This window comes from Thalassospira sp. CH_XMU1458, from assembly GCF_037027205.1.
GTDB lineage: Bacteria > Pseudomonadota > Alphaproteobacteria > Rhodospirillales > Thalassospiraceae > Thalassospira > Thalassospira tepidiphila.
Map to the genome: position 1 here is coordinate 413,752 of NZ_JAYMDW010000002.1, position 20,866 is coordinate 434,617.

Genomic DNA, 20,866 nt, shown 5'->3' on the forward strand with positions numbered 1-20,866 from the left:
TCATGTATAATGCATGGGTTGAATTAGGTCTTAGCCCATATCGGTCTTTCGCCAAGGCAGAGGAACATGATCGCACCGGTCCAAAACGCACAGACAGTTTCACAGGTTGGCCAGTATGGCCGACTTGCGCCTGCCGGTGCGCGCGGTGTGGCGACGGCTGACCGGGACAATCAGGTTGAGGCATCGTCTCAGAACTACACCTATGACCCGGATGATGACGGTATTCTGTTTAATGCCTATGTCGATGGCAAAAACAAACGTCAATCGGGGCAGGGCAATCCCGGCGAACAGAAAGACCAGCGCACCGAACAGCGCAACCTGTCGGCTGCCCGTCGCGCAAGTGATCGCGAGGGGGCTGTTGATTTGCCCAGCGAGATCGATTTTGCCAGCCTGCTTGATCCGTCGATCTCGTTTGATCTGTCGGCCAATAGCGGTACATCGTTTTATGCTGTGGTCAATGCGGTGGCCCACGGTGTGGGCGTGCGCGGCAAGCATCTGGATGCGACCGTTTAGGGATGCCTGCCCATAGGCACTTCAAACCGCTACTTTCCCCGAAAATTTAAAAACCTGATCGGTGATGCTTGTTGGTATCTGCCATAGGTTTTATGATCCTTGGCAACACGTGATCGTATCCCATGACCATCGGGCACAGCATGAAGAACAAGCCGGTTCTTAATACGGTATTTGATGCCGCATTCAGGTTCATTGACCTCGCACTCAATGACAACGAATATCTGCAGCCGCAAAAACTGCATCGTTTGTTGTATCTGGCGCAGGCCTATTACGGCGCGAACTATCACGGCAACATGTTGATGCCCGCCATTTTTGTCGCCGAGGAATTCGGCCCGGTCGAACCGAACCTTTATGCCGTGATGGAAGAAACCCGGCCTGATGTGCGGCTAAAATCGGTTGATCCGAAAACCATCCATTTTCTTGAAAGCATCTGGGCGCAGTTTGGTCATCACACGGTCGAACATCTCAGTGTGACCGTGCGCAATCATCCACCCTTTACCAAGGCCTACAAGGAAGGGATCGGAACGATCATCCCGTTCGACGAACTGGTTGAATTTTATGCCTCGGTCCGGAAAACCGCGACCACGCCCGAGGCCAAGGAAGTCGTGCGCCCGCGTGTCATGCGCTCTCACAAAGGCAAACCGGTTGCGACCACCGACTGGTTGCCGCGCAAGATCAAGTAGTCCGAAAAGCTTGGCTGAACGGGTTTTGGGGTTATTGCCCCATCCCCAGGTTCTCGCACGGATCGCCACGCGCGATGTCATTGGTAAACCACATGAAATCGATATCGTCGGGTGCGCCAAACCGCATGGCGTAATCTTCGACGCTTGACGCGTCCGGGCCGGGATCATCTGCCTCGATCAGGCTGACGACTGCGATATCGCGTGCCTCAAGATCCGGTTCATAGCGCTGCAAATGCCAGGGGGTGGCAATACTGTGGCGGACATGCATGGCGCCTGCAATCAGGAAGGCACCATCAATGCCGTCAATATTTGCCGCATCGCTCATTGCACGGGCAAGAGACGCATCGCGGGCAAACTGAACGGCGGAAAAACCACCCAGCATGCTTTCGGGCAACATATTGCAATGCCCCTCAGCGATTTCGACATTGAAGCGATCAAGTATTTCTGTCGGCATATCTGGCAAATCAAGCTTGGCCGCCAGATCATCGGGCAGGGCATCGTTGCCATTGCTGATCATGGGTTTAAGCAGGTCATCCGGCAGATTACCCGCCACCATCATCAAACCGTTGTCGCGTGCAGCCTGCGCAATCGGCGCGTAGTCATGCCATGACGGCCAACCGCGATCTTCCCACGCCATCGCCGGTCCGAGTTCCGAAACCGGAAGCATCTGCCAGCTGTCTTCAAGCGATGCCTGTTGATCACGGGTAAACATTTCCCAGACAATCGCACGTTCACGTTCATCCGACTTGCTGAGTGCATTGACCAACTGTGCCTGATGATGGTGATGAATGGGATTGTCGTGCTTTTCACCGATCAGGATGTATTTGCGACCTGACAGCCGTTCGACCAGCGTATCAAACATGATGTATTCGCCTGCCACCACGTCAAAAATCAAACCCGGCGCCGGGGGCAGGGCATTGACGTCGGTCAGACTGCCCTGGGGGGTATTGCTATCATGCGCAACCGTCGGGGCGATGGGAAGGATAGTCGATGCCAGCGCAACCACAGAGATACCGACAGTGCGTTTGACGGCACGTGTCCATGATCTGACTGCGATTTGGATCGGCATCGACTTGGGCATCGATCAGTTGATTCCTGATTGAAAACGGATGTGTCTTATTTGCTTAAGCGCAAGGCCGTTTCAAGGTCGTTAACAAGATCACCACAATCTTCGATCCCGACCGAAAGACGCAGAAGGTCTGCCGGTACCGGGCTGGTCGGCCCTTCGACCGAGGATCGATGTTCGATCAGGCTCTCAACCCCGCCAAGCGATGTCGCGCGTTTAAACAGTTTGCACTGGTTGTGGAAATCAACCGCACGCTTTTCACCGCCCTTGACGCGCAGCGACAACATCCCGCCAAAACCACCTGGCATCTGCTTTTTGGCAATGTCATGACCAACATGGCTTTCAAGGCCAGGATACTGAACCTGCTCGATTTCCGGATGGTTTTCGAAATGCTTGGCAATCGCCATGGCATTGGCACTGGCACGCTCCACACGGATCGAAAGGGTGCGCATCCCGCGCAGCAAAAGCCAGGTTTCAAACACGCCAAGAACGGCACCGCCAGATGCGTGCTGTTTGCAAACACGCTGCCAGAACTCGCTATCCTTGGCAGTGGTCAGGGACCCCGCCAAAACGTCGCTGTGGCCGTTCAGATATTTGGTCGCCGAATGCATGACGATATCGGCACCAAAATCAATCGGACGGGTCAGAAGCGGCGTGGCAACAGTGTTGTCAACCGCAACAATAGCACCAGCGGCCTTGGCCAGTTTGGTAACAGCGGCGATATCGGTGATTTGCCAATCCGGGTTGGCCGGGGTTTCAAGCCAGACCAGCTTGGTCTTGCCAGCAACAATGTACTTGTCCCAATCGGCAATATCGGCGTTATCAACAAAATCAAATGTCAGCCCGGCACGCACACCACTATCCAGCATGAAGCTGCGCAGGGCCCAATACATTACCTTCGGGGCGACAACATGATCACTCGGGTTCAATGCATGCAAAACCGCGACGGCAGCCGCCATGCCCGATGCAAACAGGCGGGTTTCAGAACCGCCTTCAAGTTCATTCAGGACTGCACAGGCCTGATCATAGGTCGGGTTGTCTGCGCGCGTATAGCAGCGCCCGTCATGGTAACTCAGATCCGTGTTGCGTTCGAACGTGGTTGACGGATAAAGCGGCGGCGTGACGGACTTGGTGGCTTCATCGACCCAGCCAAGCGCCTGTGCACTTACGGTGGCGGGGGACTGTTTTTTTGCATGATCAGACATGGTGGCACCTGATTTGGTTGAGATTTGTTGGCGCGCAACATAACGTGGTTCCCGCCACACACCAAATTGATTTGCCACCAATATTGATCTTTAGGTCCCCACATGACGAATTATCCCAAAATCACCCTGCCCAAGGAATGCGACGTCGTTGTCATCGGCGGCGGCATTCACGGATCCTCCAGCGCCTATTACCTGACCAAGGCCGGCATGAAAGTCGTGCTTCTGGAAAAGGATACCATCGCGTCACACCAGTCCGGTCGTGCCTGGGGCTTTGTCCGCCAACAGGGCCGCGATCCGGTAGAGTTGCCATTGATGATTGAATGCAACAAGATCTGGCAAGGTCTTGAAAAAGAACTGAATGCCGATCTGGAATGGCGCCAGGGCGGAGTGCTGTTCGTCGCCCGCGATGACAAGGAAATGTCGGAATTCGAAGGCTGGATTAACGACACCAAGCACTTTGGCATCGAAACCCAGGTCCTTGACCCCAAAGGGGTCGAAAAACTGACACCGGGGATCACAACACCTGGTGTTGGCGGGATCTACACGCCATCAGACGGGCAGGCCGAACCGAAAAAGGCCGCACCGGCAATCGCCAAACGCGCCAGTGAATTGGGTGCTGTGATTGCCGAGGGCTGCGGCGCGCTTTCGATTGAAACAGAGGCCGGGGCGATCAGTTCGGTGGTGTCCGAACAGGGCGAAATCAAATGCAAATACGTCATCTGTGCGGCCGGGGCTGCGACGCATAAATTCGTCGCCAAGTTCGGGCGGCGTTTGCCGCAACAAACTACGCGCGGGACGGTGATCCGTACCACACCCGTGCCCGATATTTCGGCTGCGGGCACGCTGGCGGCTGGGCTGGCGTTTCGTCAACGCGCAGATGGATCAATGAACATCGCCGATGAATTCATGACCGACATTGATTTGACCCTGGGCCGGTTTAAATACGCCCGTGATTTCATGCCGGGGCTGTTTGATAACTGGGCGACCTTCAAGTTCCACTTTAACAAGCGGTTCTTTGATGATCTGGTCGATCGTATGCCGGGATCAGATGCATCACGGCAACCCATGATCGGGCGACGCACCAACCAGGCTGAGCCGTATGAGGTGCGGATTAAAAACGCGATGCGCAACCTGCAAAAGGTCCTGCCACAGATCAAGAAAGTCGGCATCGTCGATACCTGGGCGGGCGACATTGATGTCACCCCGGATGCCGTGCCGGTGATCGATCAGTTCGACAATCCCAAACACTTCTTTGTCGCATCGGGCTTCTCGGGCCATGGCTTTGCCATGGGGCCGGTGGTTGGCAAGGTGCTGGCAGACTGGATCACCACCGGGCAGCCATCCATCACGCTAAAGGGGATGGAGCTTTCCCGGTTCGAAGACGGTACTCGCCGCACGCCGCGTACACGGGTCTGATCGCGTGTTCTGAAACTGATAGTGGGCAAGGGCGGTTACAGGCTACGTGCCAGTCGCAAGATAATCGCCCCGCCCAGCGTCATCATGGTCGAGGACAGCTTCACAAGGTTAAGCTTCTCGCCCATGAAGAACACCCCGATCAAAAGGGCAAAGACAATGCCGGTTTCCCGCAGGGCGACGACAAGCGGGATCGGTGCCTGTGTAAAGGCCCACATCACAGTGGCATAGGCCGCAAAGGACGCGGTGCCGCCAATCGCAAAGACCCTTTTGCCAGATCGCGCGATATCGGCAAGGATACGCGGGCGCATGAAGGTCACGATCACGGCAAAGATCACAACGTTGCCAATCGTCTGATAGCTGTAATACCCGAGTGCCGTGCCAGCCAGTCGTGCACCGGTGCCATCCACCAGTGAATAGCTGCTGATGAAACAACCGGTAATGATCGCGGCAAGGGCAGCATTGCGGTTACGCATGCCATCGGCTTGTCGCGTTATGCACATGCTGATAATACCAACCCCGATGATAACAATCGCCAGCCACTCGCTGACATGCAGGGTAACCCCCATGATCAACACGGACACCGCCGCAACAATCAGCGGCGAAGACCCGCGTGCAATCGGATAAACTTGGCTGAGATCGCCCAAACGATAAGCCAGGATCAGAAACAACTGATAGCCGATATGAAGCCCAAGGGACGTCAGCAGATAAGGCCAGCTTTCGGGGGCAGGAAGGTCAACAAACGGCAACAGGATCAGAACAATCGGCGTATGACCCAGCACGATCGCCGTCATGTTCATCAATTTGTCCGAGCCACCCTTGACCAGTGCATTCCACACGGCATGCATCAGGGCAGCGCCCATTACAGCAAGAAAGACAGTCAAACTCATGGCGGGGCGACCAATGTTACGGTTTTGTGACGCAATCATTGATGCTTAGCATGCAGTTTGAAAAACCACCAAACCGAACTTGAAAGGGCAGCTATGAGCCAGACGCCGTATGCTCGACCTTTTGCGTGGTTGTCGATGCGGGTGCGGCTTTGCCATCAAAGAACCGGGTCGCCCCGATTGGTGGGGCAACGAAATCGCCATCTGCAATTCCGCTATCCTTACGGGCTGCCGCTAACCGGACCGGCGGCTCATCTACCGGCTCAGCTGTCAGGACAAACGTGCCCCAATGAATGGCAAGCGCCTGTTTGACGCCCATTTTCTGCATGATCTGAATGGCTTCTTCGGGGTTGCAATGTGCATTGCGCATGAAGTCGCGCGGGTCATAGGCCCCGATGGGGATCAGGCCGAAATCAATCCCGCCATGGGTTTCGCCCATCTCGTTAAACAGGGTTTCGTTCCAGCCGGTATCGCCAACAAAATAGAACCGGTAGCCATCGCCGAATTCAAGGATATAGCCACCCCACAGCATTTCCTTGCGATCCTTGGTAGTGCGGCTTGACCAGTGATTTGATGGCACGTGGGTGATCTTCAGGTCATCGTGATGATGGCTTTCATCCCAATCCAATTCGACATAGCGATCAGCACGAATGCCCGCCTTTTCCAGAAGTGGACCATTTTTCAGTGGCAGGACATAGCGCGGCGCATTGCCAAGCTGCGTCAGGCTGGCCAGGTCAAAATGGTCATAGTGATTATGTGACAGCAACACCAGATCAAGCTTGGGCAACTGATCGATGGCAAGGCCCGGTCGGGTATAGCGTTTCGGTCCAACGCGTTTGAACGGTGATGCGCGGTCAGAAAACACCGGATCGGTCAGGATATTGAGCCCGCCATATTGCACCAGAACCGTGGCATGGCCGACCCATGTGACTTGCATGCGTTTGGGATCCGGGTTGTGGATGGCGTCATGATCAGGTGTTTCGGTGGGGATTTTACCGACCTGATGTTTGGCCTTCGGCCAGTTATCATCACCGAAATAGCGCCGTTTCAGGAAATGCCAGAACGACCGTTTGACCGGATCGGGCAGGGGGTGACGGTTTTCAAAGCCGTTATCGGTGTGATGGGCTGGTTTTGTTTGCTGCTGCACTTTTGGGTCCTGATCCGGTTTGAATGTGGTCGCCATTCTGCATTTTACGCGGGTGACCATAAGGTAACTGGGAGTTTGACCTGCGCAAGCGAAAGGCCGGAACGCGGGACACACATTCCGGCCTTTCTTGGTGGTCTGCCCATGCGGGGTGCAGACCAATGCTTTCGCAGTTGCTGGGGCGAGCCTTGCGAAAGCAGGGGGGACTGAATTTTATTCGATCACGGTCGCATAGCTCTCAAGCGCCGGGCTTTCGGTGATCAGACCCTGTTTGACCATGTAATCGGCAAAGCGGGCATAGCGCGCCTTATCAAGGGCTGCCGGACGCAGCGCAAAGCGCGGCAGGGTATCGGCCCATGCCTTGATATTGAGTTCATCATCAAGGTTCGGATAGGCGGCAATAAAGGCCTGCCAACTGTCATCAGGATGGTTGATCAGGTACTGCACGCCTTCTTCAAGGGCGGCCAGCATGCGGGCATAACGCGGGTCATCGACCTTGTCGTTGCGGACGGTCAGGATCAGTTCGTCATAGGGCGGAACGCCCTCTTCCTCGACATAAAATGCCTTGCCCGGTTTGCCTTCGATTTCCATCTGATTGAGCTCGAAATTGCGATAGCCGCCAATGATCGCATCGACCTGGCCGGAATACAGCGACGGCGAAAGCGAGAAGTTCACATTGATAAGCTCGACATCGTCAATCGAAACCCCATGATTGCCGAGCATGGTGCCCAGAAGCGCATCCTCAAATCCGGCCAGGGAATAACCGATCTTCTTGCCTTTCAGATCGGCGATTTCCTTTATCGGGCCGTCTTCAAGGACAATCAGGCTGTTAAGCGGGGTGGCAACCAGTGTGCCGATACGCGTCAGCGGCAGGCCTTCGGCCGCCTGGACATGAAGCTGCGGCTGATAGTTCACCGCGACATCGCCCTGACCGGCGGCAACAAGGCGTGGCGGGGCGGACGGATCGGATGGTTCGATCAGTTCGACATCCAGATCATGATTGGCAAAGAAGCCCTTTTCCTTGGCAACAATCAGCGGTGCGTGATCGGGGTTCACAAACCAGTCCAGAAGAATGACCAGCTTGTCCGCGGCAAAGGCGGTTGAAGACGTTCCAAGAACAAGTGCGCCCAGTGCGGTCGCGGTGATCATGGATTTAAGGCGTGACATGGATGAACCTCCGTAAGATGCGCCAAATAAATAGTATGAGGATTTAAAACGCTGCCAAACAGGCCGGCGTGTGGTGTCTTACCGAACCGGTTTCAGGCTGTCGGGTTGCCATGGCAAGGCCGCGCGCAGCACGCGATCGACAATGAAATATTGCGTGATAGAAAACGCGCACAGGATCAGAAGACAGGCAAAGACCATATCGATCTGAACCCGCGCATTGGCATGCAGCATAAGATAACCCAGGCCGTGACTGGACCCGACCCATTCGCCAATCACCGCCCCGATCGGGGCAACGGCGGTGGCAACGCGAAAACCAGATGCAAAGGCGGGCAGGGCGGCGGGCAGTCGAATATGGGTCAAAAGTCGCCAACGACTGGCCCCCATGGTGCGCGCCAGATCGAGCCAGCCGGTCTCGGTCCGTGACAGGCCGTCAAAGAACGCAACCGTGACCGGGAAGAAAATGATCAGGGCCGCCATGGCGATTTTGGACGCCAGCCCAAAGCCGAGCCAGAGAACCAGAAGCGGCGCCAGGGCAAAGAACGGGATCGCCTGCGAAACCAAAAGGATCGGCATCAGCCAGAAACGCACCGGCGAAAACAGCGCCATAGGGATCGCGGCCAGCGTGCCAAGGGCAGCACCGGCAAACAGGCCGATCACGGTTTCAGCGATGGTATATTTCGCATGATCGAACAGGACTGCATGACGCGCGATTAGGGTATGCCAGACATCTGCAGGCGGTGGCAGCATGTATTTCGGCGCACCGGTAACAATCACCAACATTTGCCAAGTGGCAATCAGCGCAATGATAATAATCAGCGGCCGCGCAAGGATCAGCCAGCGTTGCTCCGACAGTGCTTTTTTATTGGTATGAGGATTGTTTTGCGTGCTCATGCTGCGCCCTCCGACCGCTCGGCACCAAGTTGGCCGAGTAGTTCGGCCTGCTGTGCCAGGATTTCGGGATCGGCAATGTTGCGCGGGCTTTGGCCCTTGGGCGTGATGGCGTCTTGCAAGCGTGCCGGGCTGCCGGTCAGGACATGCACGCGATCGCCAAGGCGCAATGCCTCAAGCGGGTCGTGGGTCACAAGCAACACCGTTTTGCCCCGCAGCACCCGTGCGGCCAGCTCCTGCAAGCGCAGGCGGTTGAGCGGATCAAGGGCCGAAAACGGTTCGTCCATCAAAACGACCGGGCGATCTTCCATCAATGTGCGGGCAAGGGCCGCACGCTGTTTCATGCCACCGGACAGTTCAGCCGGGCGGAGGTTTGCCGCGTCATGCAATCCGACTTCGGTCAGTAAATGTGAGGCTTTCTCATAATCGGGTTTTTCGTGGCGTAGGACAGCACCCAGCACCACATTCTCGAGAACACTGCGCCATGGCAAGAGCAGGTCCTGTTGCGCCATATAGGCGACCCGACCGGTAAGCGCGATGTTGTCCGAACAGGTGATGGTACCGCTAACATCGCCTTCGACGAGGCCTGCGAAATAGCGCAAAAGCGTGCTTTTGCCGACACCACTTGGGCCGAGTAGACAGGTAAAACTGCCCGCCTGTAAGGTCAGGTCGAGATCATGGAAAATATCGACGCCGTTGAAAGCCACGCGGGCCGCACGGAGCGCAATATCAAATCTGGTTGGATTGTCTTGCGCCATCTGGGGCGCGTGTTCTGTGCTGCGCATTCGATCCTTCCTACGCCGGTCTTAACCGGTTCAGGTTCAAAGGGTCGTTCGGCAACACCGAACCTCTCAGCCGATTTACGATCGGCCCCCCCGGAGATCAGGGGACTATGCGCAGACAAATCGCTGCCGTCAAGTTTTGTAACAGTTCTTGGACTTGATCCTGATCACAGCTTACCAGTGCGCGCCATGACGATGCAGCTTTCCCGCCGGATGATCCCAGTGATGCGGTGTTCCTGCGATACTGACCGGAAAGGCGATGCGCCGGGCTGGGCCCCAGTCTGTGTTTTCAAAATGCGGGGCAATATCGGCATCTGTTTCCGCGGCGATCATGCCAAGGCAGTCAGGTGTCGCTGTCTTGCTTAACATATGTGCCGTTCGGGCCAATGAGTGGCGGGCGGTTGTGACCTCGCCATGGGCGGCGCGGCGGATCAGGGCGTGAACTGCGCTGGCCGCCATCAAATATCCCGTCGCGTGATCAAGGGCCTGAACCGGAAGCGGTAGGGGCTTTTTCGACCCTGATTGTTCCATCCCCCAATCGGCAATGCCGCAGCTCATTTGCACGAGGCTGTCAAACCCGCGTCGTTTGGCCCACGGCCCGGTCCAGCCATAGGCAGACAACGTCACATCAATCAGCGCCGGGTTAATCGCGCGCAGCGTTTTGGCGTCATACCCCAATTCGGACAGGGCGTCAGGACGATAGCCATGCAGCAAGATGTCAGCACCGCTAATCAGGTCTTCAAACAGTTTTCGGTCTTCCCGGTCCCGTAGATCAAGTCCCGCACAGCGTTTGCCAAGTGTGACTTCGGGAATGGCCGCACCTTCGTCCCAGCCCCTCGGATCGATGCGCAACACATCGGCACCATAAGCCGCCAGAAAACGACCGGCGACGGGGCCGGCCAGGATACGTGTCAGATCAAGAACGCGGATACCACGAAGCGGGCGGGCCGGGTCAATTGACGCGGGGGCGACATTGGTGTTTGCGTGCTGGTCCCAGCAGATCAGTGGATCGGTAGCGATGGATATTCCTTGCGGATGTGCCTGCCATTCCTCAAGGCTGTGCATGGTTGCGGCACATCCACTGGCCGCGACAATTTCGTTTTCAAGCATGTCACTTTGCCAATCCAGCACAGCCATCGCCAGATCATCGCGGGTTTCGTAATCGCCCAGAACAGAAAGTGCCGCCGCGCGGTGATGTGGCGCGTTGGTATGTAGCCGGATCCACCCGTCACGCGTTTGATAGTCGCCCGCCAGCTGGTCCCAGACGTTTGGCAATGTCCAGCCTTGTGGGCGGATTGTCATACTGAACCCTTTCGACGCCAGCCGCTGATCAACCGTTACCGGTGCGTCTGATCCGGTTTCAAGGGCGCGCCAGTTTGAAATCATCGCGGCGGCCATCCCGATACTCGCGCAGGCGAGTTCGGTGACTGCGAAATAGGACGGCAAGACATCTGTGCCGATGGTCGTGATTACAGGTTGGTCAGATAGACCAAGGGCATTGGCGATCTGGGGTGTGAACCGGTTGGGCATGATGGCGTTTCCTTTCTCAAGGGGCGGAACCAGTAGTGATCAAAGCATCATGCCGGACTGGACAAATCGTCAATCTTGATCAAGATAATCAATATGAAAAAAATCGATGACGGATCATTCTGCACATTGTCGGCAGCAGATGTGTGCGCGCAGGTCGGCATATCGCGCGACACGCTTTACGCCTATGTCAGTCGGGGTATTGTGCGCGCTGTTGCCCATCCGGGTGATGCACGCAAAAGCCTGTATGACCGGCGCGATGTCGCCAAACTGCATGATCGGAAACGACGTGGACGGTCACGGCAATCTGTTGCGGCCTCGACCATTGATTGGGGGGAGCCGATCCTGGTGTCGGGCATCACCCGCATTGCCGATGGGCAGTTTTACTATCGTGGTCAAAACGCCGTCGAACTGTCCCGCACCATGACGCTTGAGGACGCGGCCGGTCTTTTGGCAGGGCTTCGATGCGATCCTGTGTTGAATGCCACACCGGATTTTGTTCCGGCCAAACGTGACCTGGCGCTTCAGCGCATGGTGGCGATGCTGGCAGAGCTGATGACCGGATCGCCCCGTGGTGATGGTCGCCCGACCGCCGCACGGATCGTTCGGCTGGGCGCCCTGGCCGCTGCCGGGGTCTCAGGCGACGGGAAAAGCCCGATCCATTTGGTCCTGGCAAACGCATGGTCAGATCATGAAAATGCACCGGACTTGTTGCGTCGGGCCCTGGTACTTTGTGCCGATCACGAGCTTAATGCATCGGCCTATGCGGTGCGTGTTGCTGCATCGGCCGGGGCGACCATACCGGCATCCCTGATGGCGGGGTTGTCGACCCTGTCGGGTACGCGCCATGGCGGCCTGACACCGAGATGTCGGGCGTGGATGGATCAGGTCGAAAAAGCTGGCGGCAAGATTGATCCCGATCATGTGCCGCCGGGGTTTGGTCATCCGCTTTACCCCGATGGCGATCCGCGCACCCGTGCACTCATGCAGGCCAGTGGTCAGACTGGCGATGCCTTCTGGGCGCGCATTGCAAATGAGGTCGTGCAAAATACCGGGCAGCATCCCAGCCTTGATTTCGGATTGGCCTTGATTGAACGCGAACTTTGTCTGCCGAAGGGGGCAGGACTTGGTATTTTTGCCGTTGGGCGCATGGCAGGCTGGATCGCGCATCTTTTTGAACAGCGCAAAAGTGGCAAGATCATTCGGCCACGCGCCAGCGTGTCCTGATGCGATCCAGATTGTGCAGCATAAGTTACATCTGACCCTTGCGTCATCTGTACGGGGTCGAAGCCTCAACCACCTGCTTGATCCAGCCCGCGATCTTGTCAAACGTGCCGGGCGCATAGGCATACCGGCCAAGGGCAACATAAAGCATCTGGCGGGATGTCGGCATCTCGCGACTGAGCTGGTAGTTGAACAGATTGCTTCTTAGCAGCCCGTGCGTGGCATCGGGGATAACAGCCACCTCATTTTCAGGATGTCGCCCGATCAGGATATCGCGATAGATATTCGCATCGGATTTTGCATCCACATTCAGATCATCATGCCCCCACATGGCAAGTGTCGGTGTTTCAAGTTTTGCCAGGTCTGCTTTTGCGTCAGATGTGATGTTGCGTTTTACGAATTCGTACCGGTCCGATGCCATCGGTGATGGATCATTGCTGTTTGCGAGGTAGGTTTCGTAACTTGCATCGGGCGCAAAGATCACGCTGTCGCGAACCTGATTGCGTTCGAGCTGACGGGTGATATCGGCTTTTGTTGCGCCACCAGCCAGCAGGCGTTGACGCGTGTAATAAGCACCCTGGTCTTGCCAGTTCACCGCCCCGCCAATGATGACATTAAAGGCATTGTCCGGGATCGTCCGCGATGCCTTGGGGATCACCCAGCCCGCCTGGGAAAAACCGACAAAGCCGATTTGTTGTCCGCTGTCGGGATGGGCGGTTTTGATGGCCTCATATGCTGCAACGGCCTCGTTTGCGCGGTCATTCATGGATTGCGAAAGCCAGTTTCCCGTGCTTTCGCCGACGCCGGCCTTGTCCCAGCTGTAAATACCGATCCCGCGATCGAGCAGGGCATTGATCAGGGGCAAATAGCCATCGCCCGCAAAGCGGTCCTGCGGACCATCGCCGTGAACCAGAAGGGCAATCGGGCCTGTATGCTGCGCATCTGGCAAGATCAGGCTGCCAGACAGAACAGCATCTTCGTGTGCAAAGCTGATCTGTTTGGTCGGGCGGTTGCTGATATCAAAGTCAGACAATCCGACAAGCGCAAGACTTCCGGGAACAGCAACAAGCAGCACAAACAGAACAATCGCCACCCTGACAAGGCGGCGGTAACGAATGCGGCGAGGCGATGGCACGGCACAGCCTTTCAGGTTGGTGGCAGCAAGGACGATTTGGCACTATTCGCAGATTGCGAGAAGTCAGGGGGCCCGTCAATCGCCTTGCAACCGGTTATGTCGATGAAATCAGGTGTTTAGCCCAAAAGCATCCGGATCATAAGTGCAAGGCGCTAGGTCCTGAGCCTGGAATTGCACAAAACAGAACTTGAAAGAGCATCATGAAACGGTCAATGCTTTCGGCACTGCAACCAAATCTGCCCTGCGTGCAATTGTGATCCTTTCTGACGAGATACCTGACCACCGTATTGCCGATCCTGCCCCGCGCATGATTGCGGCCGAGATTTATCGTGGATCAAGCTATGGTCCCAAACATCCGCTGGCGATACCGCGTGTGTCGCTGGTGGTTGATATGGTGCATGCGCTGGGGTGGGTTGATGAGACCACCTATCTGACCGGGCCGGTGGCAACACCCGATCAGCTCGCACGGTTCCATGACCCGGACTATATCGCCGCCGTCATGCAGGCCGAGCGCGATCAATCGCTGCCCGTCGAGCTGATGGAGCGGTTTGGTCTGGGCAAGAATGGCAATCCGATCTATCCGGAAATTTTCCGGCGTCCGGCGACTGCCGCCGGATCATCGGTGATGGCGGCCAACCTGATCAAGGATGGCGGGATCATTCATCATCCGGCAGGGGGCACCCATCACGGTTTGCGCGATCGGGCATCGGGGTTCTGTTACTTCAACGATCCGGTTCTGGGCATTTATGCCTTGCTTGATAGCGGGTTGGACCGTGTGCTTTATGTTGATATCGATGCCCATCACGGCGATGGCGTGCAGATCGCCTTTGCCGAGGATGAACGCGTACTGACTGTTTCCATCCATCAGGAAGACCTCTGGCCCAAGACCGGCGCAATTGATGACATTGCAGGCGGTATGGCGCGCAACCTTCCGATGCCGGGCGGCATGCATGATGACGAGATGCGTTTCATCCTTTTTGAATATTTGATTCCGCTTGGATTAAGTGTTGCGCCCCAAGCTATTGTTTTACAATGTGGATGTGATACTCTCGCAGAAGATCCACTGTCCAGACAGCTTTTGGGCAATCAGTCGATCTGGGAAGTCGTGGGGGCGATGACCCGATTGGCGCCCCGAAGTCTTGTTCTTGGCGGCGGAGGATATAGTCCATATGGCGTTGCACGCTGTTGGTCAGGGGTGTGGGCAACCATTAACGGGATCGAAATACCTGATGTGTTACCCATCACAGCGGAAAATATCCTGCGTGTCATAAAATGGGCGCATAGTCGTGGAAGACAGCCGGCAAGTGAGTTGTTCACAACGCTTGCGGATCCATGGCGGGGTGGCGCCATCCGGGACGAGGTCCGGGATCGCGTCAAAAGACTAAGAGGTTATGGGGTATGAAGTCGTTCTTTCAGATGGCTTTGGTTGTGTGCTTTGTTAGCGCGGCGGTTGTTGCCGGGCTGAATGCAAAGGCAACCGGTTATGAACGGTCGCGTCTTCTTGTTGATGGCGAAGTGTTCAATGTTGAACTGGCCATCACACCCGAAGAAAGGTCACGCGGCCTGATGTTCCGTACCGAAATGGCTGAAGACGCCGGAATGCTGTTTGATTTCGGCGGACCACGCGACATTTCGATGTGGATGAAAAACACCTTTATCTCGCTTGATATGTTGTTCATCGCGGCCGATGGCACGATTGTCGGCATTGAAAAGCGCACCGTGCCGCAATCAGAAACCATAATTCCATCGCCAAGGCCTGTGCGCTTTGTGCTTGAACTCAATGGTGGTTCATCTGACCGGATGGGGTTTGAAGTTGGTGAAAAGGTCGAAGGACTGCCGCGCTAGGTAGCACCTTCGATACGCCACGCAATCAATCAGCAATAGCAAGGCCGCAGGTGATATCTGCGGCCTTTGGTTTTTGCGTCGGTTTTTGTGTCATATTTTCGATAAAAACACGCAATGCGGTCTTGCCCACCCAGCAAGATGGTGCTAAATCCACATCCGCGTCGGGGAGTAGCGCAGTCTGGTAGCGTACCTGCTTTGGGAGCAGGGGGTCGCGAGTTCGAATCTCGCCTTCCCGACCATTTCCCCTTTTATCGTTTTTCGGATGCCCAACGGGATTTCCAAGTCACGATAAAAGGTGTAAAAGATGAACTGATAGCAGGGGTTAGAGAGACCCGCTTAACTGCCATCATCATCTTATCCCGAAGGTCAAGACGAGGGTCCCGATGAAGGTCCGTGTTTACAAACCTGCCAAGAACGCCATGCAGTCCGGTCAGGCTGCGACCAAGCACTGGGTCATGGAATTTGAACCGGGTGCGAAAAAGGTTGCGGATCAGCTGATGGGCTGGATCGGATCGACCGACACCCGTGGTCAGGTCCGCATGTATTTCGAAACCCTCGAAGAAGCGCAGGCCTTTGCCGCCAAGCACAAGCTGATCGCGGACATCGAAATGCCGAAACCGCGCAAACTGCAGCTCAAGGCCTATGCCGATAACTTCGCGTTCAAACGCGTCGTCTGATCTGGCAATCGCCAGCGTATTTGACCAATTCTCGGGGCGGATTTCCGCCCCGTTTCGTCTGACAGGGGACGTTAAAGCCTGTGAAGACAGTCGGGCAGGCGTCCAATGCCATGCCCCGGGGTTCGTAACCACCCCACCCAGCGGTCCCTTAGCTCAACTGGATAGAGCAACAGACTTCTAATCTGTAGGTTGCAGGTTCGAGTCCTGCAGGGATCGCCATTTTTCATTTTCCGTGTTTTTGGTGCATTTCTTCGAATGCTTTGTCGTACCATTTGCTGGCTCTGTAATCCAAATCCTTCAAGCAGCCGGTTAAATGAGTGAGTAGTTGCCTTGCTTCATTGATTGCTTCAGCTTCGGTCTCAAACTGATGTCTTGAGTATCCGTTTGTCTGATTAAGCATAACATCAAGCTGATCGTACGAGAGTTGCAGTTCTAACGGGGTGAACTCATTTGGTTCGGGTGCTATTTCCCTCGTGAGGTCTGCTATCTCTCGAAGGTTCTCCGGCGCAAATCGTGATTCATTAATACGTCCAATTGAATTCTCAATTCCTCGTATAGACCCACGAATTGTTCTTCGAACTTTGCCGGAAAATCTAATGGCTTCCTTGGTTTCTTTCCGGCGTTGGGATGTCGAGGCTGCGTATATCGCCATGTAACCTGCAATTATTGCGGCTAACCCAGTCAGCATAACTTCCCATTGCAACCGATCTGGGCCGACCAAAGCACTGGTGACGTTTTCGTATCGCGCCAAACCATCGCCGAGTCCGTATCCTATGCATCCTGCTACCAGTGCTACAAAGCTGGTCAAAAGCAGTATCCCGCTGTCTCTCATTCGATCTCCCGTGTTTTGCAAAACCATAGCGCAGCTTCGACTTATCCGAAAGTCAGCGTTAGCTTGGATGACAGGTGACCGCGCTTATCAACTCATTCGATAGGCAAGCTGATAGATTTTTGTTGTTCAACAATCTATCGAGCTGAGAAATACCGCCCCGGACGGTGATTAAGCGCGATGATCAGGTTCAGGATGACGGCACCGAGGATCGAGAGCAGGACCTTGTCAAAGGGCAGGGTCAGGAAGGCGCAGACGAGGATGACCATATCAACGGCAAGCTGGAAATAGCCGGCGCGGATGTTGAAGTTTTCCTGCAAATAGAGCGCCAGGATATTGACCCCGCCAAGGCCGGCGCGATGGCGAAACAGCATGAGCAGGCCAATCCCCATCAACGCACCCCCGGCAACCGCGGCATAGATCGGGTTGAGCGTGTTGAATTCCACCAGCATCGGGGTCAGCTTCGAGAAGGCCGAGACCAGACCTACGGCGATGAAGGTCTTGATGGTAAACGCCTTGCCCATGCGTTTGAAAGCCAGCCAGTAAAAGGGCAGGTTGATCACAAAGAAGATCACGCCAAACGACAGCCCGGTGGCATGTTCAATCAGAAGGGCAGCGCCGGCGGTACTGCCGGTAACAAGGATGCTTTCGCTATAAAGCGTGACACCAAGCGACACCACCATGGTGCCCAGCAAAAGGGCCAGCACATCCTCATACGGGCGATGGGCGATATCGTCCTTTTTGGGTGTTTCGCTGGTTGCGGCCGGGTCGGTTTTATCGGTGGTGTTTGCGGTGCTCATAAGCGGTGTGCTGCCAGTTGGTTGATTAGATTAGGGTCAGGACCTTGATAAAATACGCTTTTCGCAGGTGCGAAACAAGCTGTGCGCAAGATCGCGGCGTAAATCGCGTGTTTTTGATGTAACGGGATCGCCAAACGCAAAAGACCGGCTTAAAGCAAGCCGGTCTTGGTAAATTTTTATGTTTGTTCGCGGTTAGGCCGGATGGTGATCAGGCGGCCTTGTCCCATTCCGGGGCGAAGGACGGATCAATCAGACGGCCATTTGGATTGGCAAGTTCATGGATTGCTTCCATGTCGTTTTCCGATAGTTCGAAATCAAAGATATCGAAATTGGCCGCGGCATTTTTCGGTGAGCCCGATTTCGGGATTGCCATGACGCCGTCTTGTTGCAGCAACCAGCGAAGCGTCACCTGCACGGGGGACTTGCCGTATTTTTCACCGATGGCCTTAAGCGTTGCATCCTTCATGACATTGCCACGCGCAATCGGGCAATAGGCCGTCAGCAGCATGTTATGTGCGCGGACGCTTTCGAGCACCTTGGATTGGTCAAGATAGGGGTGATATTCGACCTGATTAACCGTCAGCGGCGCATCGGTCAGTGACACGGCCTGATCAATCAGGGCGGTCGGGAAGTTTGAAATCCCGATCAGGCGCGTCATGCCGAGGTTTTTGACCTCGTTCAAGGCAGCCATGGTTTCTTCAAGCGGCACGTCATCATTGGGCCAGTGCAGAAGCAACAAATCAACATGGTCCAGATCAAGCTTGCGCAGGCTTTCAACCACGGAAGTCTGCAAATCACCGCTTTGGAATTTGTCGTACCAAACCTTGGTGGTCAGGAAGTAGTCATCGCGTGCAAGGCCGGAGTTTTTCAGGCCCTGACCAACGCCCTGTTCGTTGTGATACATCTGGGCGGTATCGAAATGGCGATAGCCGATCTTGGCGGCTTCGGCGATCATTTTCGCTGCTTCGTCGTTGTTGAGCTCGTACGTCCCAAAGCCAAGGGCCGGGATTTTAGTGTCCTGCCAGTTCCGGTAAATCATACTGGTGTACCCCCTTGTTTCGTTTGATTGTTGTGATTTTGGGTCTTCGCGGTGTCATGTGCAAATGACGATCCGGTGTCAGTTTGCCCGATTTGCGCCAGATTTAGTGCGCATGTCGCCGATCGCAACCTGTACATCAGGATGGTACAGGCTGTGCAATTGGCGAGAGTGTCGGGACTGCCACGTGTGCGGGTGGGGATTTTCAGGCAAAGAAAAAGGGCGACCAAATTAATGGGTCGCCCGAAGTTCAGGACTTAGAGTGAGGCTGTATCAAGCCAAGAACGAGATTGCCGCAATCACCGGTGATGATCCTTGATGTGGCTCAAACGCAGTCGATTATTCTTCGACCGTATTGCGATCATTGGTTTCACTGACCGCGGCATTCAGGTGATAAAGCGATTCACGGATTACCTGGGGCCCGAGATCCTTGGTGATGAAGACAATCTTGGATCTGTGGTCGTCGCTTGGCCAGGCGGGCAGGGATGCCGGCGGGTGGAAGACATGCTGCACGGCGTGAATGGCGACAGGCGCATCTTCGCCGACCAGATTAAGGATGCCCTTTACGCGCAAAAGGCTTTCGCCGCGCATCTGGGTAAAGATTTCGGCCCAGGTAACAAAGGCATCCCAGTGAATCGGTTCGTCAAAGGTGATGCAGAAGGATCGGATGTGGTCATCATGACGGTTGACGTCGTGGCTGTGATCATGGTGGCCGTGGTCGTGAGCATGATCCCCGTGATCGTCGTGATGATGTGCATGATCATCGCCGTGCTGCTCATAGGCTTCATCACGCAGCCACTTCTGCACATCCATGCTTTTGGTTGTCGGGTCATACAGCCCGGCATTGAACAGCTTTGAAACCGCAATGTCGCCATTGACCACCGGATAAATCGGGGCGGCCGGGTTAAGCGCGCGCAGGCGGGCTTCAAGGGCTGTGCGCGTTGCCTCATCAGCCAGATCGGCCTTGGTCATCAGGATGCGGTCGGCAACAGCCGCCTGCTTGACACTTTCGGGATGGTTATCAAGCTGGCCTGCGCCATGGATGGCATCGACGGTGGTCACCACGCTATCAAGGCGGAACTTGGTGGTCAGAAGTGGGTCGGTCATCAGGGTGTGCAGGATCGGGGCCGGGTCGGCAAGGCCGGTGGTTTCAATGATCACCCGATCGAATTCCGGGATTTCACCGCGTGTGCGTTTGACAAACAAATCACGCAGACCCGAAATCAGATCACCGCGCACCGAGCAGCAAATGCAGCCCGAGTTCAGCAACACCACATCCTCGGATACTTCGCGGACCAGCAGATGATCCAGCCCGATTTCCCCGAACTCGTTGATCAGAACCGCGGTTTTATCCATGCCATCCTGTGTCAGCAGGGCGTTAAGCAGCGTGGTCTTGCCACTGCCCAGAAAGCCGGTGATGACGGTGGTGGCGATGCGGTCAAACTGTTCGTTGGAAAGGGCCATGATCAATCAGGTCTTTTGAGCTGGGCGTGGGATTTGGGGGCTTATTTCTTGCCGTAAAGTTCTTCGGCCGATATTTCCGGTTCGGAAATCACGACTTCCTTGCCGTCACGTGCGGCGAAATAGAAACAGTTGCGCCGTCCGGTGTGGCAGGCAACGCCAATCTGATCGACCTCGACCAGAATGGTGTCCATGTCGCAGTCATAACGGAAATCGACCAGTTTCTGCACCTGGCCGGAGCTTTCACCCTTGCGCCACAGTTTCCCGCGGGAGCGTGAGAAATAGCACACCCGGCCGGTTTCAAGCGTTTCAAGCACCGCATCACGGTTCATCCACGCCATCATCAGGACTTCGCCGCTGTCATGTTGCTGGGCGATTGCCGGGATCAGGCCGTTTTCGTTGAATTTCAGTTTGTCGGCAATCTGTGCATTTGAGCCCGTCATGGGGAAGCTCCGGTCGATGGTGGTTGACTTTTGACGTTCGGCGCGTCAGAAAATGATATATTATAACATTTCATCAGATGCCACGGCTTTTTGAAATCGGTTGGGCCGAAACCGCCGAAACCAGATGGCCGTCGATACGAG

21 protein-coding genes, 2 tRNA genes and 1 riboswitch are annotated in these 20,866 nt (G+C 55.5%); of the genes, 9 read left to right on the forward strand and 14 right to left on the reverse strand.

Going from position 1 to position 20,866, the window contains the following annotated elements:
* The first annotated feature begins 66 nt into the window (after positions 1–66).
* Both WBY09_RS09285 and WBY09_RS09290 read left to right on the forward strand, forming a co-directional pair.
* Entirely contained in the window at positions 67–513 is a 447-nt protein-coding gene (locus WBY09_RS09285; protein WP_336232572.1) for a hypothetical protein, read from the forward strand.
* 122 nt (positions 514–635) lie between these two features.
* Positions 636–1,196 carry a Panacea domain-containing protein gene (locus WBY09_RS09290; RefSeq protein ID WP_336232573.1) on the forward strand — a complete coding sequence of 187 codons (561 nt, stop codon included), beginning with the start codon at positions 636–638 and terminating at the stop codon, positions 1,194–1,196.
* Positions 1,197–1,227: 31 nt separating this feature from the next.
* Here the strand turns inward: WBY09_RS09290 and WBY09_RS09295 are convergent, their stop codons facing one another.
* Together WBY09_RS09295 and WBY09_RS09300 are read right to left on the reverse strand one after the other, a co-directional pair.
* Positions 1,228–2,277, reverse strand: coding sequence for a ChaN family lipoprotein (locus WBY09_RS09295; RefSeq protein WP_336232574.1), 1,050 nt, complete (start codon positions 2,275–2,277; stop codon positions 1,228–1,230).
* Between the two features lie 35 nt (positions 2,278–2,312).
* Positions 2,313–3,467: a trans-sulfuration enzyme family protein gene (locus WBY09_RS09300; protein ID WP_336232576.1), complete on the reverse strand. Its 1,155-nt coding sequence runs from the start codon at positions 3,465–3,467 to the stop codon at positions 2,313–2,315.
* Between the two features lie 102 nt (positions 3,468–3,569).
* On the opposite strand from WBY09_RS09300, the gene WBY09_RS09305 reads away from it, so the two are divergent.
* Positions 3,570–4,883, forward strand: coding sequence for an NAD(P)/FAD-dependent oxidoreductase (locus tag WBY09_RS09305; protein WP_336232577.1), 1,314 nt, complete (start codon positions 3,570–3,572; stop codon positions 4,881–4,883).
* 35 nt (positions 4,884–4,918) lie between these two features.
* On the opposite strand, the gene WBY09_RS09310 is transcribed toward WBY09_RS09305, so the two are convergent.
* The 6 genes from WBY09_RS09310 to WBY09_RS09335 form a co-directional block, all read right to left on the reverse strand.
* Entirely contained in the window at positions 4,919–5,770 is an 852-nt protein-coding gene (locus tag WBY09_RS09310; RefSeq protein ID WP_252723921.1) for a hypothetical protein, read from the reverse strand.
* 91 nt (positions 5,771–5,861) lie between these two features.
* Positions 5,862–6,914 (reverse strand): MBL fold metallo-hydrolase, encoded by a 1,053-nt coding sequence (locus WBY09_RS09315; RefSeq protein WP_336232578.1) that lies wholly within the window; start codon positions 6,912–6,914, stop codon positions 5,862–5,864.
* 210 nt (positions 6,915–7,124) lie between these two features.
* Positions 7,125–8,078, reverse strand: a complete 954-nt coding sequence (locus WBY09_RS09320; RefSeq protein ID WP_197145100.1) for an ABC transporter substrate-binding protein — start codon at positions 8,076–8,078, stop codon at positions 7,125–7,127.
* 78 nt (positions 8,079–8,156) lie between these two features.
* Complete coding sequence (locus tag WBY09_RS09325) at positions 8,157–8,969, reverse strand: ABC transporter permease (RefSeq protein WP_197145099.1); 813 nt, start codon at positions 8,967–8,969, stop codon at positions 8,157–8,159.
* Positions 8,966–9,751, reverse strand: a complete 786-nt coding sequence (locus WBY09_RS09330; protein WP_197145098.1) for an ABC transporter ATP-binding protein — start codon at positions 9,749–9,751, stop codon at positions 8,966–8,968. Before WBY09_RS09330 ends, WBY09_RS09325 begins: the two co-directional genes overlap by 4 nt.
* Positions 9,742–9,853, reverse strand: a riboswitch (TPP riboswitch). (Overlaps the previous gene by 10 nt.)
* 69 nt (positions 9,854–9,922) lie before the next feature.
* Positions 9,923–11,278: a CoA transferase gene (locus WBY09_RS09335; protein WP_197145097.1), complete on the reverse strand. Its 1,356-nt coding sequence runs from the start codon at positions 11,276–11,278 to the stop codon at positions 9,923–9,925.
* A gap of 93 nt (positions 11,279–11,371) precedes the next feature.
* On the opposite strand from WBY09_RS09335, the gene WBY09_RS09340 reads away from it, so the two are divergent.
* On the forward strand, positions 11,372–12,502 hold the full coding sequence (locus tag WBY09_RS09340) for a citrate/2-methylcitrate synthase (protein ID WP_197145096.1): 1,131 nt from the start codon (positions 11,372–11,374) through the stop codon (positions 12,500–12,502).
* Positions 12,503–12,545: 43 nt separating this feature from the next.
* Here the strand turns inward: WBY09_RS09340 and WBY09_RS09345 are convergent, their stop codons facing one another.
* The gene (locus tag WBY09_RS09345; protein WP_336232580.1) at positions 12,546–13,634 is read right to left on the reverse strand and encodes an alpha/beta hydrolase family protein; all 1,089 of its coding nucleotides are present in this window, start codon (positions 13,632–13,634) and stop codon (positions 12,546–12,548) included.
* Positions 13,635–13,821: 187 nt separating this feature from the next.
* Between WBY09_RS09345 and WBY09_RS09350 the strand changes: the two genes are divergently transcribed.
* The 5 genes from WBY09_RS09350 to WBY09_RS09370 all read left to right on the forward strand — a co-directional run bounded on the left by WBY09_RS09350 (position 13,822) and on the right by WBY09_RS09370 (position 16,375).
* Positions 13,822–15,036, forward strand: a complete 1,215-nt coding sequence (locus tag WBY09_RS09350) for an acetoin utilization protein AcuC (RefSeq protein ID WP_336232582.1) — start codon at positions 13,822–13,824, stop codon at positions 15,034–15,036.
* Positions 15,033–15,479, forward strand: coding sequence for a DUF192 domain-containing protein (locus WBY09_RS09355; protein WP_008890893.1), 447 nt, complete (start codon positions 15,033–15,035; stop codon positions 15,477–15,479). Before WBY09_RS09350 ends, WBY09_RS09355 begins: the two co-directional genes overlap by 4 nt.
* Positions 15,480–15,641: 162 nt before the next feature.
* Positions 15,642–15,718 (forward strand) — tRNA-Pro (locus WBY09_RS09360).
* Positions 15,719–15,862: 144 nt separating this feature from the next.
* Positions 15,863–16,156, forward strand: coding sequence for an ETC complex I subunit (locus WBY09_RS09365; RefSeq protein ID WP_063089999.1), 294 nt, complete (start codon positions 15,863–15,865; stop codon positions 16,154–16,156).
* Positions 16,157–16,298: 142 nt separating this feature from the next.
* Positions 16,299–16,375, forward strand: a tRNA-Arg gene (locus WBY09_RS09370).
* 4 nt (positions 16,376–16,379) lie between these two features.
* Here WBY09_RS09370 and WBY09_RS09375 read toward each other — a convergent pair.
* The 5 genes from WBY09_RS09375 to hisI form a co-directional block, all read right to left on the reverse strand.
* On the reverse strand, positions 16,380–16,988 hold the full coding sequence (locus WBY09_RS09375; RefSeq protein WP_336232584.1) for a hypothetical protein: 609 nt from the start codon (positions 16,986–16,988) through the stop codon (positions 16,380–16,382).
* Between the two features lie 134 nt (positions 16,989–17,122).
* Entirely contained in the window at positions 17,123–17,785 is a 663-nt protein-coding gene (locus tag WBY09_RS09380) for a YitT family protein (RefSeq protein WP_336232585.1), read from the reverse strand.
* Positions 17,786–17,993: 208 nt separating this feature from the next.
* Positions 17,994–18,824, reverse strand: a complete 831-nt coding sequence (locus WBY09_RS09385) for an aldo/keto reductase (protein ID WP_336232586.1) — start codon at positions 18,822–18,824, stop codon at positions 17,994–17,996.
* A 336-nt stretch (positions 18,825–19,160) separates the two neighbouring features.
* Positions 19,161–20,285, reverse strand: a complete 1,125-nt coding sequence (locus tag WBY09_RS09390) for a CobW family GTP-binding protein (RefSeq protein ID WP_336232587.1) — start codon at positions 20,283–20,285, stop codon at positions 19,161–19,163.
* Positions 20,286–20,326: 41 nt separating this feature from the next.
* Positions 20,327–20,725 carry a phosphoribosyl-AMP cyclohydrolase gene (gene hisI, locus WBY09_RS09395; protein ID WP_336232589.1) on the reverse strand — a complete coding sequence of 133 codons (399 nt, stop codon included), beginning with the start codon at positions 20,723–20,725 and terminating at the stop codon, positions 20,327–20,329.
* Between the last annotated feature and the right edge of the window lie 141 nt (positions 20,726–20,866).

Bases quoted from the DNA above. Each gene is read 5' to 3' on its own strand.
- hisI (WP_336232589.1), bottom strand. From the start codon at position 20,725: ATGACGGGCTCAAATGCACAGATTGCCGACAAACTGAAATTCAACGAA.
- WBY09_RS09325 (WP_197145099.1), bottom strand. From the start codon at position 8,969: ATGAGCACGCAAAACAATCCTCATACCAATAAAAAAGCACTGTCGGAG.
- WBY09_RS09330 (WP_197145098.1), bottom strand. From the start codon at position 9,751: ATGCGCAGCACAGAACACGCGCCCCAGATGGCGCAAGACAATCCAACC.
- WBY09_RS09385 (WP_336232586.1), bottom strand. From the start codon at position 18,824: ATGATTTACCGGAACTGGCAGGACACTAAAATCCCGGCCCTTGGCTTT.
- WBY09_RS09390 (WP_336232587.1), bottom strand. From the start codon at position 20,285: ATGGCCCTTTCCAACGAACAGTTTGACCGCATCGCCACCACCGTCATC.
- WBY09_RS09340 (WP_197145096.1), top strand. From the start codon at position 11,372: ATGAAAAAAATCGATGACGGATCATTCTGCACATTGTCGGCAGCAGAT.
- WBY09_RS09380 (WP_336232585.1), bottom strand. From the start codon at position 17,785: ATGAGCACCGCAAACACCACCGATAAAACCGACCCGGCCGCAACCAGC.
- WBY09_RS09335 (WP_197145097.1), bottom strand. From the start codon at position 11,278: ATGCCCAACCGGTTCACACCCCAGATCGCCAATGCCCTTGGTCTATCT.
- WBY09_RS09290 (WP_336232573.1), top strand. From the start codon at position 636: ATGACCATCGGGCACAGCATGAAGAACAAGCCGGTTCTTAATACGGTA.
- WBY09_RS09375 (WP_336232584.1), bottom strand. From the start codon at position 16,988: ATGAGAGACAGCGGGATACTGCTTTTGACCAGCTTTGTAGCACTGGTA.
- WBY09_RS09320 (WP_197145100.1), bottom strand. From the start codon at position 8,078: ATGTCACGCCTTAAATCCATGATCACCGCGACCGCACTGGGCGCACTT.
- WBY09_RS09310 (WP_252723921.1), bottom strand. From the start codon at position 5,770: ATGAGTTTGACTGTCTTTCTTGCTGTAATGGGCGCTGCCCTGATGCAT.
- WBY09_RS09285 (WP_336232572.1), top strand. From the start codon at position 67: ATGATCGCACCGGTCCAAAACGCACAGACAGTTTCACAGGTTGGCCAG.
- WBY09_RS09300 (WP_336232576.1), bottom strand. From the start codon at position 3,467: ATGTCTGATCATGCAAAAAAACAGTCCCCCGCCACCGTAAGTGCACAG.
- WBY09_RS09305 (WP_336232577.1), top strand. From the start codon at position 3,570: ATGACGAATTATCCCAAAATCACCCTGCCCAAGGAATGCGACGTCGTT.
- WBY09_RS09365 (WP_063089999.1), top strand. From the start codon at position 15,863: ATGAAGGTCCGTGTTTACAAACCTGCCAAGAACGCCATGCAGTCCGGT.
- WBY09_RS09295 (WP_336232574.1), bottom strand. From the start codon at position 2,277: ATGCCCAAGTCGATGCCGATCCAAATCGCAGTCAGATCATGGACACGT.
- WBY09_RS09355 (WP_008890893.1), top strand. From the start codon at position 15,033: ATGAAGTCGTTCTTTCAGATGGCTTTGGTTGTGTGCTTTGTTAGCGCG.